This window comes from Azospirillum largimobile (genome assembly GCF_977007025.2).
Map to the genome: position 1 here is coordinate 1,774,735 of NZ_CDRMUA020000001.1, position 23,950 is coordinate 1,798,684.

The following is a 23,950-nucleotide window of genomic DNA, read 5'->3' on the forward strand; positions in this document are numbered from 1 at the left end:
TTGAGGCTGTCGATACAGCGCAGGCCGGAGGGCAGAGAGATGCAGGATCTGCAAGGCGCCACCGTCGTGGTGGCCGGAGCATCGAGCGGGATCGGGCGGGCCACCGCGCTGGCCTTTGCACGTGAAGGCGCCCGGCTGGCGCTGGCCGCCCGCCGGGAGGAACTGCTGGAGGAGGTGGCGGAGGACTGCCGCAACCTTGGCGCCAGCGCCGTCGTCATCCCCACCGACGTCACCGATGCCGACGCGGTGAAGCGCCTCGCCGAGCGGACGGTGCAGGAATTCGGCTCCATCGACATCTGGATCGCCAATGCCGGCGTCGGCGCAGTCGGCCGCTTCGAGGACACTCCCATCGAGGCGCACCGCCGGGTGATCGAGACCAACCTGCTGGGACCGCTCCACGGCGCCCATGCGGTGCTGCCCCTCTTCCGCCGCCAAGGCCACGGCACCTTCATCGCCACCGTCTCGGTCGGCGCCTTCGCGCCGGCGCCTTATGCCGCCGCCTATGCCGCCAGCAAATACGGGCTGGACGGGATGCTGGAAAGCCTGCGGGCGGAGCTGGTCGACAGCCCCGACCTGCATGTCTGCGGCGTCTATCCCGCCTTCACCGACACGCCCGGCATGATGCACGGCGCCAACTACACCGGGCACGAGCTGTCGCCGGAAGGCCCGATCTACGACGATCCCGAGGACGTTGCGGCGACGATGGTGGCGGTCGCCCGCCGTCCGCGCGCCAAGGCCATGGTCGGGGCGCTGACGCCGCTGGCCCGGCTCGGCCACGCCGTGGCGCCGCGCTTGGTGGAGGCGGTGGCCGGCTATGGCGCCCACCGCCATTTCGACCGCCAGCCCCCGGCCCCGCACGACGACGGCAACCTGTTCCAGCCGGTGGAACGGGGCCGGGACATCACCGGTGGTTTCTACACCCCGCCGCCCGCCTGGGTTTCGCCGGTGTTGATGGCCGGCGCTGCGGTGGCCGCCTTTGCCGCCTACCGCGGATTGCGGCGGCATTGACCGCTCTTGCAGCTTCCGCTTGCACCGATCGGGACTGTCTGTAACCTATAATTTCACCGCGCCGGAAGCTGCTTTCCGCTACAATCAATCCGCGAACATTTCTGCCTGATCTCGATCGGTGGCGGACGGCGAACGACCGCGAATTGATGCCGGAGCGGCGCTGGAGAAGGACTGCCCCCGCCATCCTTCGGACCCTTCACGACACCGAAGCCCCAGGACGGGCACGGGGGAGGATACGCCATGCCTGTCTTCGACATCGAGCTTGCCAGTTCGAATGCGGAGGGCGTCGGGGGAAACTCCAACTCCTCAGCCCCGGTGATCTCCGCCGACGGAACCAAGGTGGTTTTCCAGAGCGGTGCCAGCGATCTGGTCCCGGGCGACACCAACGGCCAGTACGACCTCTTCCTGAAGGATCTGACGACCGGCGCCATCACGCTGGTCAACACCGCCGCCGATGGCACGGTCGCGCAAGGCAGCTTCTTCAGATACGCCCTGTCGGCCGATGGAACGATGGTGGCCTTCGCCAGCGATGCGGATTCGCTCGTTCCCAACGACACGAACGGCACCTTCGACGTTTTCGTGAAGGATATGGTCACCGGACAGGTAACGCTGGTCAGCCAGACGGCCGGCGGTGTTTCCGCCAACGGAGTCAGCTCGTTTCCGGCCCTGTCCGCCGACGGGACCATCGTGGCTTTTGAAAGTAGGGCCAACGATCTCGTGCCCGGCGACACCAACGGCCACGGCGACATCTTCGTGAAGGATCTATCCACAGGGGCCGTTACCCTGGCCAGCCAGACCGCAGACGGCACCCGGACCAACGACTATAGCGTCTCACCCTTGCTGTCGGCCGACGGATCGAAGCTTGTCTTCACCAGTTCGGCCACCAACCTCGTGCCCGGCGACGTGAACGGGGAGATGGACACCTTCTTCAAGGATCTGGCCACGGGCCAAGTCACGCTGGTCAGCCAGGCGGCGGACGGAACCCAGCCGAACCGGCTGTCCGGCGGAATGGGTTTCTCGGCCGACGGCAGCAAGGTCGTGTTCGTCACCGCCGCCGACAATCTGGTTCCGAACGAACTCAACGACACCGACGACGTGTTCGTGAAGGATCTGGCGACCGGCACCTTGACTCTGGTCAGCCAGACCGCCGCGGGCGTCCAGTCCAACGGCTGGTCGGGCGACGCGGACCTGTCCGGCGATGGAACGAAGGTGGTCTTCGTCAGCAGCGCCACCAACCTCGTGCCTGACGACACCAACGGTCTGACCGACGTGTTCCTGAAGGACCTGACCAGCGGAGAGATCACGCTGGTCAGCCTGTCGCCGGACGGCCGGACGGGCAGCGGGGTGAACTGGGGCGATGCGGCAAGCGTTTCCTTCGACGGCAGCCGGGTCGCCTTCGGCAGCGCCGCCCCCGACCTGTCGCCGGACGACGCCAACGGCCTCCTGCTGGACGTCTTCGTCGCCACGCTGGGGACGGAGCCCGGCCGGAAAATCCGGGGCACGCGGCGGGCCGATACGCTGACCGGCGGCGGCGGCGACGACACGCTCTGCGGTTGGTCGGGCAACGACCTGCTTGCCGGCGGGGCCGGCGACGACCTGCTGTCAGGCGGACGGGGAAAGGACACGCTGACCGGCGGCGAGGGAGCGGATCTGTTCGTGACCGGCCGGGCCGCTGGCCGCGATCTCGTCACCGACTTCGACTTCGCCGAAGGCGACCGCATCGGCCTTGCCGGCGGTCACCATTGGCGGGTCCGCTCCAACGGATCGGGCGACGCCGTGGTCGATTTCAGGGGCTCCGGCAGCCTGACGCTGGCCGGCATCGCGGCGGACGACATCACGTCCGCCTGGTTTGCGGTGACCTGACCGGAGGCGCGTTTTCCAGGATTGCTTAAGCCGTCCCGCCGCCCGTGGTAGGGTGGACGGATCAACTCCCCGTCCATGGAGGATCCTGCATGCGGCGTCCCCACCCTGGGAAGTGAACACTGAACAGGGTCGCGGAACCTGTTTCATGCTGTTTCAAACGTTCCATTCGCCGCCGGTTCATGTGGCATCCTGTATGGCAATGGCATTTGAGATTGGAGCGTCAACGCATCCGTCTCGTATGCCCTTCTCCCCTTGCGGGAGAAGGGTTGGGATGAGGGGGGAGCTCGGCCGTAGGCCGATGACAATTCCAATTTGCGCCCCTCACCCCAACCCCTCTCCCGCAAGGGGAGAGGGGCTCTTCTGGGATTTGCGCCCAAATGCGATCCCCCCAAATCCCGCTACGCCTCTTGACGCAGCCCCCCGATTGCCGTAAGCACGCCGCGCACGCGTCGGCACCCCTGGAGGCCGGCGCCCTTTTCGTTTTGGAGCATCGTCATGACCAAGATCATTCCGCTCGGCGCTGAGACGCGCGAACGGGCCGGCAAGGGGACCGCCCGCCAGACCCGCCGTGACGGCCGCATTCCGGCCGTCATCTACGGTGGCAAGCAGGCTCCCCTGACCATTTCGCTCGAGAAGTTCGAGTTCACCCGCGTCCTGCATCAGCCGGGCTTCTTCACGCACCTGTTCGAGGTGACCGTCGACGGCGCCGCCCATCGCGTCCTGCCGCGCGACGTGCAGTTCCACCCGGTGACCGATTTCCCGCTGCATGTCGACTTCCTGCGCGTTTCGGCCGACACCCGCACCAACGTGCAGGTTCCGGTCGAGTTCGTCGACCAGGACAAGTCGGCCGGCCTGAAGCGCGGCGGTGTGCTGAACATCGTCCGTCACGAGCTAGAGCTGAGCTGCCCGGCCGACAACATTCCCGAGAGCATCACGATCTCGTGCGAAGGTTTCGACGTCGGCGACTCGATCCACATCTCCTCGGTCAAGCTGCCGGAGGGTGTGACCTCGACGATCACCGACCGCGATTTCACCATCGCGACCATCGTTGCTCCGTCGGGCCTGAAGTCGGAAGAGGGCGCCGCTTCCTAACCGGAGCGTCCGTTCTTCGACGATGGTTACAGTGGGGGGCTTCGGCCCCCCGCTTCGTTTGTGGAGAGTGCTTTCCAAAGGGTGGGGGACATGCTGCTTCTGGTCGGACTGGGCAACCCCGGCAACGAGTATGCCCGCAACCGCCACAACATCGGTTTCATGGCGGTGGAGACCATCGCCCAACGCCATCGCTTCACCCCGTGGAAGAAGCGCTTCCAGGGCCAGACCGCCGAGGGTACCGTCGCCGGCGACAAGGTGCTGGCACTCGAACCCGCCACCTTCATGAACCTGTCCGGCCAGTCGGTGGTGGCGGCCCTGCAGTTCTACAAGCTGAAGCCCGAGAATGTCGTCGTCATCCATGACGAGCTGGACCTGCCTCCCGGCAAGATCCGGGTGAAGAAGGGCGGCGGCCATGGCGGGCACAACGGCCTGCGCTCCATCGACGCGCATATCGGCAAGGAATACTGGCGCATCCGGCTGGGCATCGGCCATCCCGGCAACAAGGATCTGGTCAGCGGCTATGTCCTGCACGACTTCGCCAAGGCCGACCAGGGCTGGATCGACCCGCTGCTCGACGCCGTCTCCGACAACCTCCCCTTGATGGTGGAAGGCCAGCCGGAGCTGTTCATGAACAAGGTGACGGTGGCGACGCAGGCGCGATAAGCCGCGGCCTGCCCGTCCCCTCCCCCACTTCGCGTTTGCGCTTTGCCCCCCTTCGTAGGATAAAGCGCAACAATTCCAGCATTTCCGACGGCGAGCACCCACCCATGGGCTTCAATTGCGGCATCGTCGGCCTGCCGAACGTCGGCAAGTCGACCCTTTTCAACGCGCTGACCGCCACCCAGGCGGCGGAGGCGGCGAATTTCCCCTTCTGCACCAAGGAGCCGAACGTCGGCCGCGTCAGCGTGCCCGACCCGCGGCAGGACAAGCTGGCGGAAATCGCCAAGTCGCAGAAGGTCGTCCCGACCCAGCTGGAATTCGTGGACATCGCCGGCCTGATCCGCGGCGCGTCGAAGGGTGAAGGGCTGGGCAACCAGTTCCTCGCCAACATCCGCGAGGTCGACGCCATCGTCCATGTGCTGCGCTGCTTCGAGGACGACGACATCACCCATGTCGAGGGCAGCGTCGACCCGCTGCGCGACGCCGAGGTGGTCGAGACCGAGCTGATGCTCGCCGACATGGAAAGCCTGGAACGCCAGCTGACCAGCCTGCAGAAGAAGGCCAAGGGCGGCGACAAGGACAGCAAGATCAAGGCCGACCTGATGGAGCGCGCCCTGAAGGTCCTTCAGGACGGCAAGCCCGCCCGCGTGGTCGAGGTGTCGGACGAGGAGCGGCCGGTGTTCAAGCAGTTCATGCTGCTGACCGACAAGCCGGTCCTCTATGTCTGCAACGTGGAGGAGGCGTCCGCCGCCACCGGCAACGCATTCTCCGCCAAGGTCGCCGAGAAGGCCAAGGCCGAGAATGCCGAGGTCGTCGTGATCTCCGCCGCCATCGAGTCCGAGGTCGCCCAGCTCACCGACCCGGCCGAGAAGGCGGAGTTCCTGGCGTCGATGGGGCTGGAGGAAACCGGCCTGAACAAGCTGATCCGCGCCGGCTTCAAGCTGCTGGACCTGATCACCTTCTTCACCGTCGGCCCCAAGGAGACGCGCGCCTGGACCGTGCGCCGCAACGCCAAGGCGCCGGAAGCGGCGGGCGTCATCCACACCGACTTCGAACGCGGCTTCATCCGCGCCGAAACCATCGACTACACCAGCTACGTCACGCTGGGTGGCGAGCAGGGGGCGAAGGACGCCGGCAAGATGCGCCAGGAAGGCAAGGAATACGTCGTCCAGGACGGCGACATCTTCCACTTCCGCTTCAACGTCTGATCAGACGGGGTTTGAGGGGACGGGGGCGTAACAGCCCCCATTCCACTTCCGCTGTCACCCAACTGTCATATTGTCGTAACAATCAGCACACCCCACCCTTCAGTTAGGGGTGCGGCCTGATCGCATCCCCGATCCGACACAGGGGGTGCGATGCAGGCGACGCGGGTGCTGCTGGAGCTGGCCGGGAACGTCGTGCTGCTCCTGTGGGGGCTGCACATGGTGCAGAGCGGGCTGACCCGCGCGCTGGGCGGCGACCTGCGCCGCATCCTGGGGGCCGGGCTGCGCAACCGCTGGACCGCCTTCCTGTCCGGCATGGGCATCACCATGCTGCTGCAGAGCAGCACCGCCACCGGCCTGATGGCGGCCGGCTTCACCGCCAACGGGCTGGTGTCGCTGATGCCGGCGCTGGCGGTGATGCTGGGAGCCAATGTCGGCTCCACCCTGATCGTTCAGGTCCTCGCCTTTGACGTTTCCCATGTGGCGCCGGTGCTGCTGCTGGGAGGCTTCCTCGCCTTCCGCCGCGGCAGCCGGACGCGCAGCCGCGACCTGGGCCGGGTCGCCATCGGGCTGGGATTGATGCTGCTGTCGCTGCACCTGCTGCTGGCGACCATCGCCCCGGCGGAGAACGCGCCGCTGCTGCGCCGGATGCTGGGCATGCTCACCGCCGATCCGGTGGTGGCGGTGATGCTGGCCGCTATCCTGTCCTGGGCCGCCCATTCCAGCGTCGCCGCGATCCTGCTGATCGCCTCGCTGGCCGGCGGCGGGGTGATCGGGCCGGAGGCGGCGGTCGCCATGGTGGCGGGCGCCAACCTGGGCAGCGCCGTCAACCCGGTCATCGAAGGACCGGGCGGCGACGGCCACAATCCGGCGGCCCGACGGCTGCCGGTGGGCAACCTGGTCAACCGCCTTGTCGGCTGCCTGATCGTCGTGCCGCTGCTGGGGCCGATCACCGCCGGGCTGCAGATGGTGTCACCGGATGCGACGCGGTTGGCCGCCAATTTCCACCTCGCCTTCAATCTGGCGATGGCCGCGCTGTTCATCGGTCCCCTGCCCTGGTTCGCGCGGGCGCTGACCCGGCTGTTCCCGGAACGGGTGGCGGTCGCCGATCCGGCGATGCCGCTCTATCTCGACCGCAGCGCGCTCCGCGTCCCCCACCTCGCCATCGCAAACGCGGCGCGCGAGGCGTTGCGCATGGCCGACACGGTGGACAGCATGCTGCGCGGCGCGCTGGACGTCCTCCAGACCGACGATCGCAAGCGGGTGCAGGAGATCCGGCGGATGGACGACGTGCTGGACCGGCTGCACGACGCGATCAAGCGTTACCTCACGCAGATCAACGTCGAGGATCTCGACGAGCAGGATGCATGCCGGGTATCGGACGTGCTGACCTTCACCATCAACCTCGAACATGTCGGCGACATCGTCGACCGCAACCTGATGGAGGCCGCTTCGAAGAAGATCAGGCGCAAGCTGCGCTTTTCCACCGAAGGGGCGGCCGAGATCGCCGGCATGCTGGAACGGCTGAGCGAGACCCAGCGGCTGGCCGCCGCCGTCTTCGTGTCCGCCGACATCCGCTCCGCCCGCGCGCTGATGCGCGAGAAGGAGGTGATCCGCGACCTGGAGACCAGTGCAACGGAGGCGCATTTCGCCCGCCTGCGCGCCGGACGGACCGAAAGCGTGGAAACCAGCGCCCTGCATCTGGACATCCTGCGCGACCTGCGCCGAATCAATGCCCATCTGGTGGCCGCCGCCTACCCGGTGCTCGATAAATCGGGGGAGTTGCTGCCCAGCCGACTCAAGCATGAGGCAACCCGTGGGTGATTTCCCATCCCAAGGATGAGGTGCGGCATTGCCCACGCTTCGCCTCTTTCTTGTCACCAGCCCAGCAACGTTAATCCTTTTGTAACCATATAAAATTCGTCAAGCTCTTTCGCGACATGGTTAACAAACCATTGCTGTGGTTGTTATGCCAGGGAGAGCCGGGCAGCGACCGGCAAAGGTTGGCGGAATGGAGCGGACGGTGGCGAACACGCACGCGACGTCGAACGGGCCCGATACGCCGGGGACATCCGACGCCGGATTCGTCGAGCGGGTCCGCGACGCCATCGACCGGCAGGAGTTGTCGCTGGTCTTCCAGCCGCAGGCCGACGTCTTCACCAACCGCCTGACCGGGTTCGAGGCGCTGTCGCGCTGGCGCCTGTCCGACGGCACCATGCTGCCCCCCGACGTCTTCGTGCCGATGGCCGAACAGGGCGAGGCGATCCACCTGCTGGGCGAATGGACCCTGCGCGCCGCCTGCACGGCGGCGGCCGGCTGGCTTCGCGCCGGCATCGTCGACGTTCCGGTGTCGGTGAACCTGTCGGCCCGTCAGCTCGACGATCCGGGTCTGGTGCTGAAGGTGCTGGGGATCCTGGCCGAAACCGGCCTGCCCGCCGCCAACCTGAAGCTGGAATTGACCGAAACCGCGATGTTCAGCCAGACCGCCGACGCGCGGGAGGCCCTGCTGCAGCTGCGCGGCGCCGGGATCCGGATGGTGCTGGACGATTTCGGGACCGGCTGGTCGTCGCTTGCCACCCTGCGCCGGGTGCCGGTGGAAGCGCTGAAGATCGACAAGCAGTTCGTCCAGGCAATGGTGGAGGACCGCGACGCCGCCGCCATCGTCCAGGCGGTGGTGGCGCTTGCCCACGCCCTCGACCTCGCTGTGGTGGCGGAGGGGGTGGAGACGGCCGAGCAGCGCCTGTACCTCCAGGCCTACCGCTGCGACACGCTGCAGGGCTATTGGCTGTCGCGACCGCTGACCGCCGACGGCGTGGCTGAGTTCCTGGCCGAGCGCAGCGTCGTCATCGGCCTGAAGCCGGATGGGCCTTCCGCTGTTCCGCCGACATCAGGATGACCCGCCGGGTCTCGTCCCACTCCGTCAATTCGCCGGCTTCGTCGGCGGTGGCCCAGCAGGCTTCCAGCGCGTCGTCGGCACAGAGCGGATCGCCCTCCGCGCTTTCAGCGGCAACCTCAACCAGCGTGTAGTGGTAATGGACGCGGCCCTCGGCATCGGGGGTGATGGCGTCCACGACGGTGACGATGCCGATCGGCACCACCTCCAGCCCGGTTTCCTCCCGCACCTCGCGGATCGCCGTCTCGAACACGGTCTCGCCCACCGACTGCGCCCCGCCCGGCAGGCTCCATTGCCCCAGCCGCGGCGCCTTGCCCCGCCGGATCAGCAGGACCCGGTCCCCGCGCCAGACGACCACCCCCACCCCCACCCAGGGACGGTCGGGATATTCGCGGCTGGAACGGTCGGGCGGAACAGTGGACATGATCGGCTCCTCATCGATGGCTTGACCCGACGGTAACGCGATCCGACACTGGCACACCAGACGCGAAGATGCATCGCCGCGCTCTGCCGGCCCCCCGGACCTCAAGGCCTCCCCATGAAGCTCAACGAAATCCGCACCTTCATCGCCGTGGCCGATGCGCAGTCGGTGCAGGAGGCCGGCAACCGGCTGGGGCTGACGCAGTCGGCGGTGTCGCGGCTGATCCAGCGGCTGGAGGCGGAATTGGGCGTCGTGCTGTTCGACCGGCAGACCAAGCCGCTGGCGCTGACCCGCGACGGGGAACTGGCACTTGCCCATGCACGGCGCATCCTGGCGGCGGCCAGCGACTTCGCCGACGCCTTCGCCGGATCCGTGGAGCCGCGCGGGCTGCTGCGACTCGGGGTGGCGCATGTGCTGACCGCGCTCGCCGCCGGGCGGCCGTTGGACGACCTGCGCGCCGGCTTTCCCGGCCTGACGCTGCGGCTGCATTCCGACTGGAGCAACCCGCTGATCGAGCAGGTCCGCGCCGGTACGCTCGACGGCGGACTGATCCTGATGTGCGAGGAGCAGACGCCGCCCGACGATCTGCCGGCCCGCCGGATCGGAACCGAGGCGGTCAGCATCGTCGCCTCCCCCGACCAGTCGGTCGGCGCCGATCTGGCATCGATGAACGAGCGTGGCTGGGTGCTGCAGCCCAACGGCTGCCGGTACCGTGAGGCGCTTCATCAGGCGCTGGCGCCGCTCGGGCTGCAGCCGAACGTGACGGTGGAGGCATACGACCAGAGCCTGCTGGTGTCGCTGGTGGCGCGCGGGGTCGGGTTCGGGCTGGCCCCGATGGGCCTCATCGCGCCGATTCCCGGTGCCGCCATGGTCCGGCCGGTCGATCTGCCCGATTTCCGGATGGCGGTGACCATCTGGCTGATCCAATCGCGGACGACCGGACGCATCGCCCCGGTGTTCGACCGGCTGGAGGACGCGCTGCGGCGCGAGATGGCGGCCGGACGGCCCGCGCCTCAGGCGATGGAACAGTTCGCGCTTCTGCATTCCGCCGCGGAATGACCCGGTTGCCGATTATGAATTTGCCGAACTGTTGATGCCCGCCTATCGTCGGTGACAACACAGCACCACGATGCGCAACCCCGCGGCACGCGGTTCCGCAACACCGGCGCGCGACGCCGGCCCCTTCCGGGAGGACGCCTTGACCACCGCCACCCCCGCACCGGCGCCCTCCTGGAGGACGCCAGCACTTGTCGTCGTCTGCGGCTGCCTGATCTCGATGCTGGCCTTCGGACCGCGGTCCAGCATGGGCCTGTTCATCGGGCCGCTTTCGGAAACCCGCGGCTGGGGCCGCGATGTCTTCGCGCTGGCGATGGCGATCCAGAACATCCTGTGGGGGGCCGGCGGCCCCTTCGCCGGTGCGCTGACGGATCGTTACGGCCCCGCTCCGGTGCTGGCCGGCGGCGGGATTCTCTACGCCGCCGGGCTGGCGCTGATGCCCTACGCGACGACCAGCGTCGAACTGTACCTCACGGCCGGCGTGCTGATCGGGCTGGGGCTGTCGGGCGCTTCCTTCGGCATCATCATCGCCGGTTTCACCCGCCTGCTGCCGCCGGAACAGCGCAGCTGGTCGGTTGGCATCGCCACCGCGGCCGGGTCGATGGGCCAGTTCCTGTTCGCGCCGATGGGGCAGGCCTTCATCGCCGGCTTCGGCTGGCAGACCGCCCTGCTTCTGCTGGCGGCCTCGATGATCGCGGTGCCGCTGCTGGCCGGCGTCTTCCCCGGACCGAAGGGCATGACGGCGAGCGGTACCCCGGCGGTGACCGGCGCCAACATCGGCTACATCGCCGCGGTGCGGCAGGCCTTCCAGCACCGCAGCTACGTGCTGCTGGTCGCCGGCTTCTTCGTCTGCGGCTTCCAGCTGGCCTTCATCACCACCCATCTGCCGCCCTACCTGACCGAGGCCGGGATCAGCGCGTCGCTTGCCGCCTGGGCGCTGGCACTGATCGGCCTGTTCAACGTCATCGGCTCCTATGCGTCCGGCGTGCTGGCGGGCAAGGTCAGCAAGCGCTACCTGCTGTGCGCCAACTATTTCTCGCGTGGCATCGCCACGGCGATCTTCATCCTGCTGCCGATCTCGTCGGTGACGGTGATCGTCTACGCCGCGGTGATGGGCCTGCTGTGGCTGTCCACCGTGCCGCCGACCTCCGGCCTCGTCGCGCTGATGTTCGGCACCCGCTACATGGGCACGCTGTACGGTTTCGCCTTCTTCAGCCATCAGGTCGGCGGCTTCCTGGGCGTCTGGCTGGGCGGCCTTCTGTACGAGCGCACGGGGTCCTACGACGTCGTCTGGTGGCTGGGCGTGGCGCTGGCCATGTTCGCGACCATCGTCCACTGGCCGATCGCCGAGAAGCCCGCCCCGTCGCTGGCGGCGGCCGAGGCGAAGGCGTAAGGTAGGCACCATGAGCGACCGCCCCGCCCCCGCCCCTTCCGGACACCCCATCGGCCACGGCCTTGCCGCGGCGCTGTTCGGCGGCGTCCTGCTGGTGTGGGCGGCGCTGATGGGGCTGTCGTTGCAACGCGCCGCCCTGCCGGATGCGACCGACGGCATGATGCTGGCGGTCTTCTCCCCAGGCACCAGCGATGCCGAAGCCATGGCGGCGATGGTGCGGGCGGGGGGCGAACCGGTGCGCTCCACCTGGCTTGGATTCGCCTGGGTCGCCCGCGGGACGGAGCCCGGATTCGTCGGCCGGCTGAAGGCGGAGGGCGCGCTTGGCGCCTTCGGGGAGCTTCCGGTCGGGCCGACGCTGGGCGGCTGCACCGCCACCCCGGTCGACACCGCCAAGATCGCCGCGACCCGCCTGCAATAGGCACCTCTTTCCACCCTGCGGAGCAGCTTGGGCCTCACCAACGGTGGACGCGCGTCCGTTGCGGTGTCATAGTGCGGCCCGCATTCGACCAGCCCCGTGTCCGCGGGGCCAGACTCCGGAATTCGTGAGCGACGATGAGCGAGCCGATCTCCCTGTTCACCAAACTGGCGAACATCCACATCCGTTACGTCACGTGGCGTCGGGGCGCCAAGGTCGGCAGCGACCGCTTCGGCAACGTCTATTACCGCAGCAAGGACACCAAGGCCGGCACGCGCGAGCGCCGCTGGGTCCTGTATGCCGGTGAGCCCGACGCGTCCAAGATCCCGCCGGAATGGCACGGCTGGCTGCACCACACCACCAAGGAGCCGCTGCCCGAAGGGTCGAGCGCCTTCCACAAGCCCTGGCAGAAGGAACACCTGCCCAACATGTCGGGCTCGGTCCAGGCCTATCGTCCCCCCGGCCATGTGCTGGCCGGCGGCAAGCGCGTGCCGGCCACCGGCGACTACGAGCCCTGGACTCCGAGCTGATCCCTGCCAAGGACTGACCCTCACGTCAGAGCGGAAAGCCCGGCCCCTTTCGGGCCGGGTTTCGTTTCTGGAACTCGCAGCAGGATAGCTCTATGCGCCGGAATGTGATCGAAACCGTGTTGGGCGGCGTCGTGCTCGCCGTGGCCGCCGTGTTCCTTGCCTTCGCCTACAAAAGCGCCGATCTGCGCAAGGTGCAGGGCTATGACATCACCGCCAATTTCACCAGCATCACCGGCCTGCAGGGCGGCGCCGACGTCCGCATCAGCGGGGTGAAGGTCGGCACGGTCACCGGGCTGTCCCTCGACCCCACCAGCTATCAGGCGGTGGTCCACCTGTCGGTCGACAATTCGGTGAAGCTGCCGAAGGACACCGCGGCGGTCATCGCGTCGGAAAGCCTGCTGGGCGGCAAGTTCCTGTCCCTGGAACCGGGCGGCGATCCCGACACCATCAAGCCGAACGGCAAGATCGAATTCACGCAAAGCACGCCGGGCCTGGAGCAGTTGCTAGGTCAGGTCATCTTCTCGCTGCAGAGCATGAGCAAGCCGGGCGACCAGGCCAGCGGCCAGTCCTCCCAGGCGCCGGCACAGGCGCCGGCCCAGCCGCCGAAGCTCTGACACCGGGCTCCGATACGAAGCAGGGACGTGGCCGGAACCAGCGGCCACGCTCAAGCGTTCCTCCCATATCCGGATGGCGGCCATCGGATAGGCGCTGCCGGATCATGAAGCAGGAGGAAGTGCGATGCGTCTCTCCCACTTGGCCGTGTTCGGTCTGGCCCTGGCGACTGCCGCCTGCGGCGCCAACATGGAAGAGAAATCCGCCAGCGGCGGACTTGGCGGTGCCGCCGCGGGCGCCGTGGTCGGTGGCCCGGTGGGTGCGGTCGTCGGTGCCGCGGCCGGTGCCGGAGCCGGGGCGGCGACCCAGAAGATCGAAGACCGGAACGAAGCGCAGAGCGGTTCCGGCTCCACCTACAGCGCCCCTGCGTCGCGTAGCAGCGTCACGCGCTGAACTGAACCATCCGCCACGAACAACCCATCCCGGCGTCCCCGCCACTGGACGCTGCCCCCGCTTCCGGGCTAGAAGGCGGAGCGCCCCGGCAGAATCCACGCCGACAGGCAGGTTCCGGCCGCAAGGGCGCCGTCCGCAATAACGGAAGCGATCCGACGTGACGCGACTCTCAAGATGTTTCCGGCCAGCCGCCCGGCTGATGGGTGCCGCGGCGGTGCTGGTCCCGCTGGCCATCCAGGCCGCCCCGGTTCCGAGCCAGATGATGGAGCGGCCGGCGGCAAAGCTGCAATGGCTGGACAAGGTGACCGCCCGCACCTCCACCTTCACCATGAAGGTGGGGGAGACGAAGGCGATGAGCAGCCTGCGCATCACCCTGCGCGCCTGCCGCGAGAACCCGCCGATCGAAACACCGGAATCCGCCGCATTTCTTGAGGTGACGGAGATCAAGCCCGGCGAGCAGGCGGAACAGGTCTTCAGCGGCTGGATGTTCGCCTCCAGCCCCGCCCTGTCGGCGATGGAGAACCCGATCTACGACGTGTGGGTTCTGGGCTGCGAGCAGTGAGGTGTGGGGGGCCAAGCTTACTGCCCCCTCCCCATCCCTCCCCCGCTTGTCAGCGGTGGAGGGGGTAGAATGCTTGTCGACGTGAACTGAAACGCGAAGCGGCGACAGTTCCCTCCCCCGCCCAGCTCTCGCACAAAGCAGAGCTTTGTGCTGACGCGACAGGCGGACCGAAGGTCCGCTGAGAGCGGGGGAGGGTCAGGGTGGGGGGTTAACTTACTCCGCCACCGCCGCGATGGGATTGCCCAGCGCCTTGTCCAGGTAATCGTCGACCTGCGTCGCCAGATCGTCGGTGCGGTTGACGAAGAAATGGCTGGCGCCGGGGACGACGCGGTGGTCGATGCGGATGTCCTTCTGGTGCGACAGCTTGGTCACCAGCTTGGTCACCGCGGCCTGGGGCACCACCTCGTCCTTGTCGCCGTGGATGATCAGGCCGGAGGACGGGCACGGCGCCAGGAAGGAGAAGTCGAACAGGTTGGCCGGCGGCGACACCGAGACGAAGCCGTCGATCTCCGGACGGCGCATCAGCAACTGCATGCCGATCCAGGCACCGAACGACACACCGCCGATCCAGCAGAGCGGAGCGTTCGGGTTGTAGGTCTGCAGCCAGTCCAGCGCCGCCGCGGCGTCGGCCAGTTCCCCCTCCCCCTTGTCGTAGGTGCCCTGGCTGCGCCCGACGCCACGGAAGTTGAAGCGGAGCGCCGAATAGCCGCGCTTGGTGAAGGACTGGAACAGGGTGAAGACCACCTTGTTGTTCATCGTCCCATTGTGCTGCGGGTGCGGGTGCAACAGCAGCGCGACCGGGGCGTTCGGCTGCTTGCCGTGGGTGTAACGGCCTTCCAGGCGACCTGCGGGACCGTTGAAGAGCACTTCAGGCATGGGAACGACGTTCCTGACGCGGACAAAGGGTTATTGGGACCGCCGCAGCGACCAACCGGAGATCATCCGGCCTGCCGCCCCGACGCACGGGGCCTTTACGAGCCCGTCACGGATTTTCCCGCATTGGAGTGGGGTTTTTCGCACACAATTCTTGACCGTTTTGCTTGGTCATCATATATGCGTCGTAACGTCCTCCGGGGCAACCCGCCTGACCCGCCCGATCGGCCCAGCGCTAGCGGGACCGGCCGAAAGACCGGGTCCATGCCGGCCGGATCCGCAAGGTTCCGGACCGGAAGGTCCTGAACCGCAAGGTTCCGACAGGCCGAAGCCGGGCGCGGGCGGCCGATGAGAGCGGCGGACTATACCACGGCGGGTGATGGCGTGTTCAAGCATCTTCGCGAAGAGATCGACGGGATCATGGCGCGCGACCCGGCGGCGCGGTCCCGGCTGGAGGTGGCGATCTGCTACCCCGGGTTTCATGCGATCGTGCTCCACCGCCTTGCCCGGCGTGCCCGCGACGCCGGCTGGCACCTGACCGCCCGCCTCGTCTCGCAGATCGCCCGCTCGCTGACGGGCATCGAGATCCATCCCGGCGCCACCATCGGCCGCCGCTTCTTCATCGACCACGGCATGGGCGTCGTGATCGGCGAAACTGCGGAGATCGGCGATGACGTCATGCTCTATCATGGGGTGACGCTGGGCGGCACCTCGCTCAATCCCGGCAAGCGCCATCCGACACTGGGCGACGGCGTGATCGTCGGCGCCGGCGCCAAGATCCTGGGCGCCATCACCATCGGGCGCGGCGCGCGCATCGGCGCCAATGCCGTCGTGGTGGCCGACGTGCCGGCCGACACCGCGGTCGTCGGCATCCCGGCCAAGCCCGTCGTCCCGCGCGACCGGGCGGAAACGCGCAAATTCATGCCCTACGGTACCCCCTGCGGCGAGATCCCCGATCCGGTGGCCCGCGCGCTGTCCGGCCTGCTCGATCAGGTGACGGCGCTGCAGGCCCGCGTCGGCGAGTTGGAGGCGGTGAACCCGCCATCGGCCGCAACCGTACTTCCCCGTTCAACACCCACACCGCTGGAAGCGGTGGCGTCCCACCATGTCGGGATGCACGAAGCCCAAGGAGATCCGCGATGAGACTCAGCACCAAGGGACGCTATGCCGTGATGGCGATGGTCGATCTGGCCGCCACCAGCCAAGGCAGCCCGGTCGCGCTGGCGGACATCGCGGAACGGCAGGAGATCTCGCTCTCCTACCTGGAGCAGCTGTTCGCCAAGTTGCGCAAGGGCGGGCTGGTCAAGAGCGTGCGCGGTCCCGGCGGCGGCTATCTGCTCGCCCATCCGGCCGACGCGACCCGGGTGTCCGACATCATCCTGGCGGTGGACGAGCCGATCCGCACCACCCGCTGCGCCAACGGCACGCCGCAGGGTTGCCGCACCAACCGCTCGCGCTGCCTGACCCACGACCTGTGGGAGGAGTTGGGCAACCAGATCCACATGTATCTCAGCTCGGTCACCGTGGCCGACGTGGTGGAACGGCGGATCATCGGCACCAGCGGCCTGAACCTGCTGCGCCCGGCCCCGGCCGCCGACAGCGCCGCGATCGCCGCCGCCGAGTGAAGACGACCCTGTCCGGACGTGAGTACGCCTGAAAAGTGACCATTCTACCCGTCAGCCCGTTCCGGCGGACCGGAGTCTATCTCGACCACAACGCCACCGCCCCGCTCAAGCCGGAGGTGAAGGCGGCGATGGGTCAGGCGATGGATCTGGTCGGCAACCCGTCCTCCGTGCATGCCTTCGGCCGCAGCGCCCGGCGCGCGGTGGAGGAGGCGCGCACCGCCGTGGCCGCGCTCGCCGGAGTCAAGCCGGCGCAGGTGCTGTTCACCGGCAGCGGGACGGAGGCCAACAACTTCGCGCTGCGCGGCTTCGCCGGCCACCGGGTGGTGACCTCGGCTATCGAGCATGAGTCGGTGCTGGCCGCCCGGCCCGACGCCGAGCGCTTCGGCGTGACCCGCGACGGCGTCGCCGACCTGGAGGATCTGGCACGCCGTCTGGCCCGTGGGGACGAGCCGGCGCTGGTCTCGCTGATGCTCGTCAACAACGAGACCGGGGTGGTCCAGCCGGTGGCGGACGCTTCCAGGATCGCGCACGCCCATGGCGCACTGGTCCATTGCGATGCGGTGCAGGCGGCAGGACGGCTGCCTCTGTTGCTGTCCGCCCTCGGCGCCGACCTGATGACGCTGTCGGCCCACAAGCTGGGCGGCCCGACCGGCGTCGGCGCCCTGATCCTGGGCGAGGGGCTGGAACCCGATGCGCTGATCCGCGGCGGCGGGCAGGAACGGCGCAAGCGCGCCGGGACCGAGAACCTGCTGGGGATCGTCGGCTTCGGCGCCGCGGCGCGTCTGGCGCTGGACGGGCTGGCGGAGGCCGCCGACCTCGCGGCCCTGCGCGACCGGCTGGAGCGCGAGGCGCTGGCCGTTATGCGGCGCGCCCGCGTGATGGGAGCCGGCGCGGCGCGCGTCGCCAACACCAGCTGCCTGATGCTGCCCGGCCTGCCCGGAGAGACCCAGGTGATGACGCTCGACCTCGCCGGGGTGGCGGTCAGCGCCGGTTCGGCCTGTTCCAGCGGCAAGGTGAAGCCGTCCCATGTGCTGGCGGCGATGGGCGAGGGCGACCGCTCCGCCGCCAGCGCCATCCGTGTCAGCCTGGGCTGGACCAGCGACGACGAGGCGGTGGACCGCTTCCTGACGGCCTGGACCGCGATGGCGCGGCGAAGCGCGCCTGCGGATGGCTGAGGTTCCCCCGCTGACGTTCCCCCGACCGCCGGCATCGCTGCGCGACCATCTGTCTCCCATCGGGAAAGCCTGCATTCGCGCATTGCGCCGGATGCGGCTTCTGGGTATGACGCCGCGGAGGCCCCCTATGATGTCGGGCCGGATGGCGGCGGAGGCATGATGTCGGGTAAACCAACCTATCGGCCGAGCCTTTCGGCGTTTTGACGGACAGCGCGCATGACCCGTTCCAAATCCGGCCCGCCCGGCAACAACAGCGGCGGAATTTCCGGCGCAATCGCCGGCGATCTGGAGCCCTGCGGCACCTGCGGCCGCTCGGTGGCGCCGCGCGCCCTGTTCTGTCACGCCTGCGGCGCCGCGCAGCCGCCGCGGCCGCTCGACCCCTTCACCCGGCTGGGGCTGGAACGGCGCTTCGACATCGATCTGGAGCAGCTGTCGAAACAGCATGCCGGCTTCACCCGCGCCATGGACCCGGAGCGCTTTGCCGCCCGCGGCCCGCGCCAGCAGGCCAACGCCAAGGCCCAGGTCGATGCCCTGCGCGGGGCCTTTGAGGCTCTGCGCGATCCCATCCGCCGCGCCCACGCGCTGCTGTCGCTGCTGGGCGGCGCCCCGGCCACGGACGATGGGGCCGGGAACGGAGACGAGGAGATCGCCGACCTCGCCGCCCGGCTGACGCGGGCCGACGACGCGCTGGAGTTGGACCGCATCGGCCTGGACCTCGGCCAGCGGATCGAGGCCTGCATCAAGTATCTCACCCCCGCCTTCCGCAAGGCGCAGACGGCATCCGGCCCGGACAGCCCGCCGGCCACGGACGGTGCAGCGCGCATCCTGGCCCGGCTGGAACGGCTGGAGGCACTGGCCGCCGACGTCCGTGACCGCCGCGCCGCCCGGACGCCGCCGCGGCCCTGATCCGGCCAACCCGTTACCAAAATCCGCCCTTTCAATCGCTAGGCAACCTTAGAAGAACGAGGACCCCATGCCCAAGATGACCTTCATCGAGCCCGATGGCAGCCGCCGCGAGGTGGACGCCCCGCTCGGCCTGTCCGTGCTGGAAATCGCGCACAAGAACAGCCTGGACCTGGAAGGCGCCTGCGAGGGCTCGCTGGCCTGCTCCACCTGCCATGTCGTGATCGAGCCGGAATGGTTCGACGTGCTGCCGGACGCGCAGGAGGACGAGGAGGACATGCTGGACCTCGCCTTCGGCCTGACCAAGACCTCGCGCCTGGGCTGCCAGATCATCATGACCGAAGAGTTGGACGGCCTAGTCGTCCGCCTGCCGGGCGGCAGCAACAACGCGATGAAGTAACGGCGCGGGGGAACCTGTTCCGGCCGCCGGACCAGCGTCAGGCGACGCGATACCCGGCGGCCCCTTTCCCCCTCACCTTCCCCTGTTCCGATTTCCTACTTTCCCGGGCGCCTGCCCGTACCATATAGGGCGCCATGAACTCCCTCGGTCTTTCAAAGCGCCCCCAGGACACCCGCGTCGTCGTCGCGATGTCCGGCGGGGTGGACTCCTCCGTCACCGCCGCCGTGCTGCGGGAGGAGGGCTATGACGTCGTCGGCATCACGCTGCAGCTTTACGACCACGGTCTGGCGTTGCAGAAGCCGGGCGCCTGCTGCGCCGGCCAGGATATCTACGACGCCCGTCAGGTCGCCGACCGCATCGGCATCCCGCATTACGTCCTGGATTACGAGGGCCGCTTCAGCCAGGACGTGATGGACGATTTCGCCGACAGCTATCTGCGCGGCGAGACGCCGATCCCCTGCGTGCGCTGCAACCAGCGCGTCAAGTTCCGCGACCTGCTGAACACCGCGCGTGACCTCGGCGCCGATGCGCTGGCCACCGGCCATTACGTCCGCCGCATCGCCGGCCCGCAGGGCGCCGAGTTGCACCGCGCCGTCGACCCCGCCAAGGACCAGAGCTATTTTCTGTTCGCCACCACGCGCGAACAGCTGGAGTTCCTGCGCTTCCCGCTCGGCGGCCTGACCAAGCCGGAAACCCGCGCGCTGGCCGAGCGCCATGGGCTGGAGGTGGCAGCCAAGCCCGACAGCCAGGACATCTGCTTCGTCCCCAACGGCAATTATGCCGAGGTGGTGGCGAAGCTCCGCCCCGGCTCGGTCGAGCCCGGCGACATCGTCCATGTCGACGGCCGGGTGCTGGGCCGCCACAAGGGCGTCGTCCACTACACGGTCGGCCAGCGCAAGGGGCTGGGCATCGGCGGCATCCGCGGCCAGGAGGAGGAGGCGCTCTACGTCGTCCGCCTGGAGCCCGCCCGCCGCCGCGTCGTCGTCGGCCCGCGCCGCGACCTCGCCCGCTCGCTGGTGATGGTGCGCGACGTGAACTGGCTGGGTCCCGATCTGGCCGACGGCGCGGGGATCGAGGTGTCGGTGAAGCTGCGCTCCGCCCAGCCCGCCGCTCCCGCCATCTGGCGCGCCGGGCCGGACGGCAGCGCGCGGGTGGAGTTGCAGGAGCCCCAGCACGGCATCGCCCCCGGCCAGGCCTGTGTCGTCTACCAGGGGGACCGCGTGCTGGGCGGCGGCTGGATTTCCGGCACGGCCGGGAGTGTGGCCGATGCCGTGGAGGCAGGTGAAACGGTGGCCTGAATCAGGGGGTTATGTGCCTTTCCGTCGTCCGGCCGAAAAAAATCGCACCCCCCGAAAATTCCGCGTTGACAGGCCAAGTCGCCCTATCCTATATAGCGGCTCCCGGCGGCAACGACGGGACACGATGGTAGCCAACGGCGGCGGAAACGCCAACAACGGCGAACACGATGGCAGCGTAGCTCAGTGGTAGAGCAGGGGAATCATAATCCCTTGGTCGGGGGTTCAAATCCCTCCGCTGCTACCATCATAGGAAACCCCCTGATTTCCAGCCGGAAGTCAGGGGGTTTTTCTTTGCGCATCATCGGGTTGACGCGGCGTCGATTGCAGCGCGACCAATGCGGTATGCCGGTCTCCCCTACCCCATCATAGACTTCGGCAGCGCGATCCGCGGCTCCACCTCGACCCGGTTGCGGCCGGCGTGCTTGGCGCGGTAGAGGGCGGCGTCGGCGCGGGCCAGCAGGGGTTCGATGCCGGTGTCGGTCGCGTTCAGCCAGCTCAACCCCAGGCTGACCGTCACGGTCATCTCGCCGCCGGTCTCCAAACGGACCGGCATGGCGGCGACGGCCTGGCGCAGGCGCTGGGCGACCGCGTAAGCGTTGACCGGCGGGGTTTCGGGCATCACCACGGCGAATTCCTCGCCGCCCAGACGGCCGATGATGTCGCTGGTGCGCAAACTCTCCTTGCAGGCGCGCACCGTGCTGCGGATCGCCTCGTCGCCGGTGGCATGGCCGTGGGTGTCGTTGACCCGCTTGAAATGGTCGATGTCCAGCATCACCACCGACAGCGGACGCTCATACCGGCGCGAGCGGCCGAACTCCTCATCCCCCCGCTCCAGGAAGCGGCGGCGGTTCAGGGCGCCGGTCAGGGCGTCGGTGGTCGCCAGCCGCTCCAGGTCGCGCTGCATCGCCACCACGCGCGAGGCGGCCAGCAGGCGCGCCGCCGTCCACTTCCAATCCAGCGGCTTGCGCAGGAACTCGTCGGCGCCGGCCTCCACCAGTTCGTGGAACTGGTCGGTCATGCTGCCGGGGATCATCAGGATCAGATAGAGGTGGCGCAGCCCCTGGGCGGTGCGCAGGTGCCAGCACAGCTCGATCCCCGTCATGTCGGCAAGCCGGATGTCGGCCATCACCACGTCGAAGCGCTCGTTCGCCACCGCTTCGATGGCGGCGGCCCCGGTCTCGACCACGCTGGTCGCGTAGCCCAGCTTCGTCAGCTCATACACCATCATGGTCAGGTGGCGCGGTGAATCGTCGACGATCAGAATCCGCAAATCGAAAGCTCCCGGCGATCCCTTCCCGTTTATGGAGCATGAGGCCCGACTTGTGCAAATGTCCTTAACGTCATGTCGCAGAACGATAACGAAAAGCGGGGGTCATACGCAGGTATGGCGGAGGGTCTGTCCGCGATCGGCCGGTGGGTGGGTCTGATGCTTTTGCACATGTTGCCTACCGGGTCGCCCGATTGGTAATGTTTCATTCAAATCTGTTCGCGGGACAAGCGGACGATATTGCGGGAGGCACGACCATGGACAGCGCGCGCGCGGCCCACATCGATGAACTCGTCCGTGTCTCCGCCGGTGTGCCGTCAGCCCGCGATGCGATCATCGAAAGCTCCTGGCGCCGCTGCGTCGCCGACCACAAGCTGGACCCCACCATCGGGCGCGAGGCCCATATCCTGCCGCAGGAACGGCTGCGCGAGCACCGCGACGCGATGGACGAATTCCTGCGCATGGCCCGCTTCGGGCTGGAGGCGCTGTACCGGCAGGTCGCCGGCATGGGGTATGTGCTGCTGTTGACCGACAGCAACGGCGTCACGGTGGATTTCATCGGCGACCCGACCTTCGACAACCATCTGCGCCGGGCCGGGCTGTATCTGGGGTCCGACTGGAACGAGGGGCATGCCGGCACCTGCGCCGTCGGCACCTGCATCGCCACGGCCCAGGCGCTGACCGTGCACCAGACCGACCATTTCGACTCCACCCACATCCCGCTGACCTGCACCGCCGCCCCCGTCTTCGACAGCGGGGGAGAGCTGGCAGCGGTCCTCGACATCTCCGCCTTGCATTCGCCGGAACCGAAGATCAGCCAGTATCTGGCGCTGCAGATGGTGAAGGCCTATGTCCACAAGATCGAAACCGCCAACCTCTACAACAACTTCCGCCGCGATTGGGTGGTGAAGCTGTCCGCGTCGCAGGAATTCGCGGAGGTCGATCCGGATTTCGTCCTGGCGCTGGACGGCGGCGGCCGGGTGGTCGGCTTCAACCACAAGGCCCACGACCTGCTGGCGGAAGACGGGATGTCGCCGCTCGGCCGCACCTTCGCCGAACTGTTCGACTGCGAGGTGGACGATCTGGTCCGCTTCGTCCGCGCGCTTCCGACCGAACAGCGCACGCTGCGCCTGCGCCGCACCGGCCTGCCGCTGTTCGCACAGGCGATGCCGCCGCCGGCGGTGTCCCTGCCCCGCAACCATCCCCACGACCAGGGGAACGATCCGCTGCCGGAGCCGCTGCGCGTGGTGTCCGGCGGCGACCCGGCGCTGAAGGCGGTGCTGACACGGGCGGCCAAGCTGGTCAACACGCGCATGAGCCTGCTGATCCATGGCGAGACCGGCACCGGCAAGGAACATCTGGCCAAGGCGCTGCACAAGTCCAGCGTCCGCCGCAACAAGCCCTTCGTCGCCGTCAATTGCGCCGCATTGCCGGAAAACCTGATCGAGAGCGAACTGTTCGGCTACGAGCCCGGCTCCTTCACCGGGGCGACGGCGCGCGGCAAGAAGGGGCTGATCCTGGAGGCCGACGGCGGCACCCTGTTCCTGGACGAGATCGGCGACATGCCGCTGTCGTCGCAGACACGCCTGCTGCGCGTGCTGGCGGAGCGGGAGGTGACGCCGATCGGCCGAACCAAGGCGGTGTCGGTGGATGTCCGCGTCATCGGCGCCACCCATCGCGATCTGGTGGAACTGGTCAAGGCCGGCAAGTTCCGCGACGACTTGTACTTTCGTCTCAACGGCGCGGTGTTCACCGTGCCGCCGCTGCGCCAGCGCGGCGACCTGGATTGGCTGATCGAACGGCTGCTGGCCGAACGGGCGGAGCGTGACGGCGTCGGCTACCGCCTGGCCCCGGCGGCGCTGGCGGCTCTGCGCGGCCATGGCTGGCCGGGCAATGTGCGGGAGTTGGTGAATGCGCTGGACTATGCCTGCGCGGTCAGCGACGGCGGGCTGATCGACCTCGCCGACATTCCGGAGCCGGTGCAGCACAGCGGCCTGTTCCAGGCCTGGCCGGCTGAGGCGGTAAGGACGGTGGTGGCTGAGGAGGATCCCGCCGCCCGGCTGCGCGAGACGCTGCGGCGGCACCACTGGAACGTGTCGGCGACGGCGCGGGCGCTGGGGGTCGACCGGTCGACCGTCCATCGGCAGATGCACCGCTTCGGCATCGTGGCGCCGCATCGGGCGGAGTGAGGGGAACTGCAATGGATACCCCCACCCTAACCCTCCCCCGCTGGGCGGGGGAGGGGACAAGTGCTTGATTGGGAAGGCGGCGGCAGTCCCTCCCCCGCCCAGCGGGGGAGGCTAGGT

The 23,950-nt window shown here is 68.3% G+C and carries 24 protein-coding genes and 1 tRNA gene; 22 read left to right on the plus strand and 3 right to left on the minus strand.

The genetic code is table 11. From position 1 onward, the window contains the following. Positions 1-39: 39 nt before the first annotated feature. From ACWPKK_RS08230 to ACWPKK_RS08260, 7 genes are all read left to right on the plus strand, one after another. Positions 40-1,008 (plus strand): SDR family oxidoreductase, encoded by a 969-nt coding sequence (locus tag ACWPKK_RS08230; protein WP_452002695.1) that lies wholly within the window; start codon positions 40-42, stop codon positions 1,006-1,008. Positions 1,009-1,248: 240 nt separating this feature from the next. Beyond that, on the plus strand, positions 1,249-2,871 hold the full coding sequence (locus tag ACWPKK_RS08235; RefSeq protein ID WP_452002698.1) for a hypothetical protein: 1,623 nt from the start codon (positions 1,249-1,251) through the stop codon (positions 2,869-2,871). Positions 2,872-3,366: 495 nt separating this feature from the next. Further along, positions 3,367-3,963, plus strand: coding sequence for a 50S ribosomal protein L25/general stress protein Ctc (locus ACWPKK_RS08240; protein ID WP_324871124.1), 597 nt, complete (start codon positions 3,367-3,369; stop codon positions 3,961-3,963). Between the two features lie 90 nt (positions 3,964-4,053). Next, positions 4,054-4,626: an aminoacyl-tRNA hydrolase gene (gene pth / locus ACWPKK_RS08245; RefSeq protein WP_310112770.1), complete on the plus strand. Its 573-nt coding sequence runs from the start codon at positions 4,054-4,056 to the stop codon at positions 4,624-4,626. A gap of 104 nt (positions 4,627-4,730) precedes the next feature. Continuing rightward, positions 4,731-5,831, plus strand: a complete 1,101-nt coding sequence (gene ychF, locus ACWPKK_RS08250) for a redox-regulated ATPase YchF (RefSeq protein WP_324871126.1) — start codon at positions 4,731-4,733, stop codon at positions 5,829-5,831. Positions 5,832-5,981: 150 nt separating this feature from the next. Next, positions 5,982-7,652 carry a Na/Pi cotransporter family protein gene (locus ACWPKK_RS08255; RefSeq protein ID WP_452002703.1) on the plus strand — a complete coding sequence of 557 codons (1,671 nt, stop codon included), beginning with the start codon at positions 5,982-5,984 and terminating at the stop codon, positions 7,650-7,652. 199 nt (positions 7,653-7,851) lie between these two features. Continuing rightward, positions 7,852-8,724 carry an EAL domain-containing protein gene (locus ACWPKK_RS08260; protein ID WP_324871128.1) on the plus strand — a complete coding sequence of 291 codons (873 nt, stop codon included), beginning with the start codon at positions 7,852-7,854 and terminating at the stop codon, positions 8,722-8,724. Here the strand turns inward: ACWPKK_RS08260 and ACWPKK_RS08265 are convergent. Beyond that, entirely contained in the window at positions 8,672-9,145 is a 474-nt protein-coding gene (locus tag ACWPKK_RS08265; RefSeq protein ID WP_452002708.1) for an NUDIX hydrolase, read from the minus strand. The genes ACWPKK_RS08260 and ACWPKK_RS08265 overlap by 53 nt on opposite strands. A 114-nt stretch (positions 9,146-9,259) precedes the next feature. On the opposite strand from ACWPKK_RS08265, the gene ACWPKK_RS08270 reads away from it, so the two are divergent. The 7 genes from ACWPKK_RS08270 to ACWPKK_RS08300 all read left to right on the plus strand — a co-directional run bounded on the left by ACWPKK_RS08270 (position 9,260) and on the right by ACWPKK_RS08300 (position 14,103). Next, complete coding sequence (locus tag ACWPKK_RS08270) at positions 9,260-10,201, plus strand: LysR family transcriptional regulator (RefSeq protein WP_452002711.1); 942 nt, start codon at positions 9,260-9,262, stop codon at positions 10,199-10,201. Positions 10,202-10,340: 139 nt separating this feature from the next. Further along, the gene (locus ACWPKK_RS08275; protein ID WP_452002713.1) at positions 10,341-11,591 is read left to right on the plus strand and encodes an MFS transporter; all 1,251 of its coding nucleotides are present in this window, start codon (positions 10,341-10,343) and stop codon (positions 11,589-11,591) included. Positions 11,592-11,601: 10 nt separating this feature from the next. After that, positions 11,602-12,009: a hypothetical protein gene (locus tag ACWPKK_RS08280; RefSeq protein ID WP_452002715.1), complete on the plus strand. Its 408-nt coding sequence runs from the start codon at positions 11,602-11,604 to the stop codon at positions 12,007-12,009. Between the two features lie 134 nt (positions 12,010-12,143). Next, entirely contained in the window at positions 12,144-12,536 is a 393-nt protein-coding gene (locus tag ACWPKK_RS08285; protein WP_310112758.1) for an NADH:ubiquinone oxidoreductase subunit NDUFA12, read from the plus strand. A 92-nt stretch (positions 12,537-12,628) separates the two neighbouring features. Beyond that, on the plus strand, positions 12,629-13,150 hold the full coding sequence (mlaD, locus tag ACWPKK_RS08290) for an outer membrane lipid asymmetry maintenance protein MlaD (protein ID WP_452002719.1): 522 nt from the start codon (positions 12,629-12,631) through the stop codon (positions 13,148-13,150). A gap of 124 nt (positions 13,151-13,274) precedes the next feature. After that, positions 13,275-13,541 (plus strand): hypothetical protein, encoded by a 267-nt coding sequence (locus tag ACWPKK_RS08295; protein WP_324871136.1) that lies wholly within the window; start codon positions 13,275-13,277, stop codon positions 13,539-13,541. A 157-nt stretch (positions 13,542-13,698) separates the two neighbouring features. Continuing rightward, complete coding sequence (locus ACWPKK_RS08300; RefSeq protein ID WP_370540571.1) at positions 13,699-14,103, plus strand: DUF2155 domain-containing protein; 405 nt, start codon at positions 13,699-13,701, stop codon at positions 14,101-14,103. A gap of 213 nt (positions 14,104-14,316) precedes the next feature. Here the strand turns inward: ACWPKK_RS08300 and ACWPKK_RS08305 are convergent, their stop codons facing one another. After that, positions 14,317-14,979, minus strand: coding sequence for an alpha/beta hydrolase (locus tag ACWPKK_RS08305; RefSeq protein WP_085089866.1), 663 nt, complete (start codon positions 14,977-14,979; stop codon positions 14,317-14,319). 345 nt (positions 14,980-15,324) lie between these two features. Here ACWPKK_RS08305 and epsC point away from each other — a divergent pair, with 345 nt between their 5' ends. From epsC to ACWPKK_RS08340, 7 genes are all read left to right on the plus strand, one after another. Next, positions 15,325-16,119 carry a serine O-acetyltransferase EpsC gene (gene epsC, locus ACWPKK_RS08310; RefSeq protein ID WP_452002724.1) on the plus strand — a complete coding sequence of 265 codons (795 nt, stop codon included), beginning with the start codon at positions 15,325-15,327 and terminating at the stop codon, positions 16,117-16,119. Further along, on the plus strand, positions 16,116-16,601 hold the full coding sequence (locus ACWPKK_RS08315; RefSeq protein WP_324871139.1) for an Rrf2 family transcriptional regulator: 486 nt from the start codon (positions 16,116-16,118) through the stop codon (positions 16,599-16,601). Before epsC ends, ACWPKK_RS08315 begins: the two co-directional genes overlap by 4 nt. A gap of 35 nt (positions 16,602-16,636) precedes the next feature. Continuing rightward, positions 16,637-17,776: a cysteine desulfurase family protein gene (locus ACWPKK_RS08320; protein ID WP_452002726.1), complete on the plus strand. Its 1,140-nt coding sequence runs from the start codon at positions 16,637-16,639 to the stop codon at positions 17,774-17,776. Between the two features lie 216 nt (positions 17,777-17,992). After that, complete coding sequence (locus ACWPKK_RS08325) at positions 17,993-18,682, plus strand: molecular chaperone DnaJ (RefSeq protein ID WP_452002729.1); 690 nt, start codon at positions 17,993-17,995, stop codon at positions 18,680-18,682. A 67-nt stretch (positions 18,683-18,749) separates the two neighbouring features. Beyond that, a complete protein-coding gene (locus ACWPKK_RS08330; protein WP_194913406.1) occupies positions 18,750-19,079 on the plus strand; it encodes a ferredoxin family 2Fe-2S iron-sulfur cluster binding protein in 330 nt (109 codons plus the stop codon). Positions 19,080-19,213: 134 nt separating this feature from the next. After that, on the plus strand, positions 19,214-20,377 hold the full coding sequence (gene mnmA, locus ACWPKK_RS08335) for a tRNA 2-thiouridine(34) synthase MnmA (protein WP_452002731.1): 1,164 nt from the start codon (positions 19,214-19,216) through the stop codon (positions 20,375-20,377). A 169-nt stretch (positions 20,378-20,546) separates the two neighbouring features. Then, positions 20,547-20,621 (plus strand) — tRNA-Met (locus tag ACWPKK_RS08340). A 111-nt stretch (positions 20,622-20,732) separates the two neighbouring features. Here ACWPKK_RS08340 and ACWPKK_RS08345 read toward each other — a convergent pair. Next, complete coding sequence (locus ACWPKK_RS08345; protein WP_324871143.1) at positions 20,733-21,647, minus strand: GGDEF domain-containing protein; 915 nt, start codon at positions 21,645-21,647, stop codon at positions 20,733-20,735. Positions 21,648-21,901: 254 nt separating this feature from the next. Here ACWPKK_RS08345 and ACWPKK_RS08350 point away from each other — a divergent pair, with 254 nt between their 5' ends. Continuing rightward, a complete protein-coding gene (locus ACWPKK_RS08350; protein WP_452002734.1) occupies positions 21,902-23,833 on the plus strand; it encodes a sigma-54-dependent Fis family transcriptional regulator in 1,932 nt (643 codons plus the stop codon). Positions 23,834-23,950 lie beyond the last annotated feature (117 nt).

Coding starts and splice junctions, on each gene's coding strand:
- ACWPKK_RS08280 (WP_452002715.1), top strand. CDS start 11,602: ATGAGCGACCGCCCCGCCCCCGCCCCTTCCGGACACCCCATCGGCCAC.
- ychF (WP_324871126.1), top strand. CDS start 4,731: ATGGGCTTCAATTGCGGCATCGTCGGCCTGCCGAACGTCGGCAAGTCG.
- ACWPKK_RS08270 (WP_452002711.1), top strand. CDS start 9,260: ATGAAGCTCAACGAAATCCGCACCTTCATCGCCGTGGCCGATGCGCAG.
- mnmA (WP_452002731.1), top strand. CDS start 19,214: ATGAACTCCCTCGGTCTTTCAAAGCGCCCCCAGGACACCCGCGTCGTC.
- ACWPKK_RS08295 (WP_324871136.1), top strand. CDS start 13,275: ATGCGTCTCTCCCACTTGGCCGTGTTCGGTCTGGCCCTGGCGACTGCC.
- ACWPKK_RS08265 (WP_452002708.1), bottom strand. CDS start 9,145: ATGTCCACTGTTCCGCCCGACCGTTCCAGCCGCGAATATCCCGACCGT.
- ACWPKK_RS08325 (WP_452002729.1), top strand. CDS start 17,993: ATGACCCGTTCCAAATCCGGCCCGCCCGGCAACAACAGCGGCGGAATT.
- ACWPKK_RS08330 (WP_194913406.1), top strand. CDS start 18,750: ATGCCCAAGATGACCTTCATCGAGCCCGATGGCAGCCGCCGCGAGGTG.
- epsC (WP_452002724.1), top strand. CDS start 15,325: ATGAGAGCGGCGGACTATACCACGGCGGGTGATGGCGTGTTCAAGCAT.
- ACWPKK_RS08230 (WP_452002695.1), top strand. CDS start 40: ATGCAGGATCTGCAAGGCGCCACCGTCGTGGTGGCCGGAGCATCGAGC.
- ACWPKK_RS08305 (WP_085089866.1), bottom strand. CDS start 14,979: ATGCCTGAAGTGCTCTTCAACGGTCCCGCAGGTCGCCTGGAAGGCCGT.
- ACWPKK_RS08285 (WP_310112758.1), top strand. CDS start 12,144: ATGAGCGAGCCGATCTCCCTGTTCACCAAACTGGCGAACATCCACATC.
- pth (WP_310112770.1), top strand. CDS start 4,054: ATGCTGCTTCTGGTCGGACTGGGCAACCCCGGCAACGAGTATGCCCGC.
- ACWPKK_RS08350 (WP_452002734.1), top strand. CDS start 21,902: ATGGACAGCGCGCGCGCGGCCCACATCGATGAACTCGTCCGTGTCTCC.
- ACWPKK_RS08315 (WP_324871139.1), top strand. CDS start 16,116: ATGAGACTCAGCACCAAGGGACGCTATGCCGTGATGGCGATGGTCGAT.
- mlaD (WP_452002719.1), top strand. CDS start 12,629: ATGCGCCGGAATGTGATCGAAACCGTGTTGGGCGGCGTCGTGCTCGCC.
- ACWPKK_RS08255 (WP_452002703.1), top strand. CDS start 5,982: ATGCAGGCGACGCGGGTGCTGCTGGAGCTGGCCGGGAACGTCGTGCTG.
- ACWPKK_RS08240 (WP_324871124.1), top strand. CDS start 3,367: ATGACCAAGATCATTCCGCTCGGCGCTGAGACGCGCGAACGGGCCGGC.
- ACWPKK_RS08235 (WP_452002698.1), top strand. CDS start 1,249: ATGCCTGTCTTCGACATCGAGCTTGCCAGTTCGAATGCGGAGGGCGTC.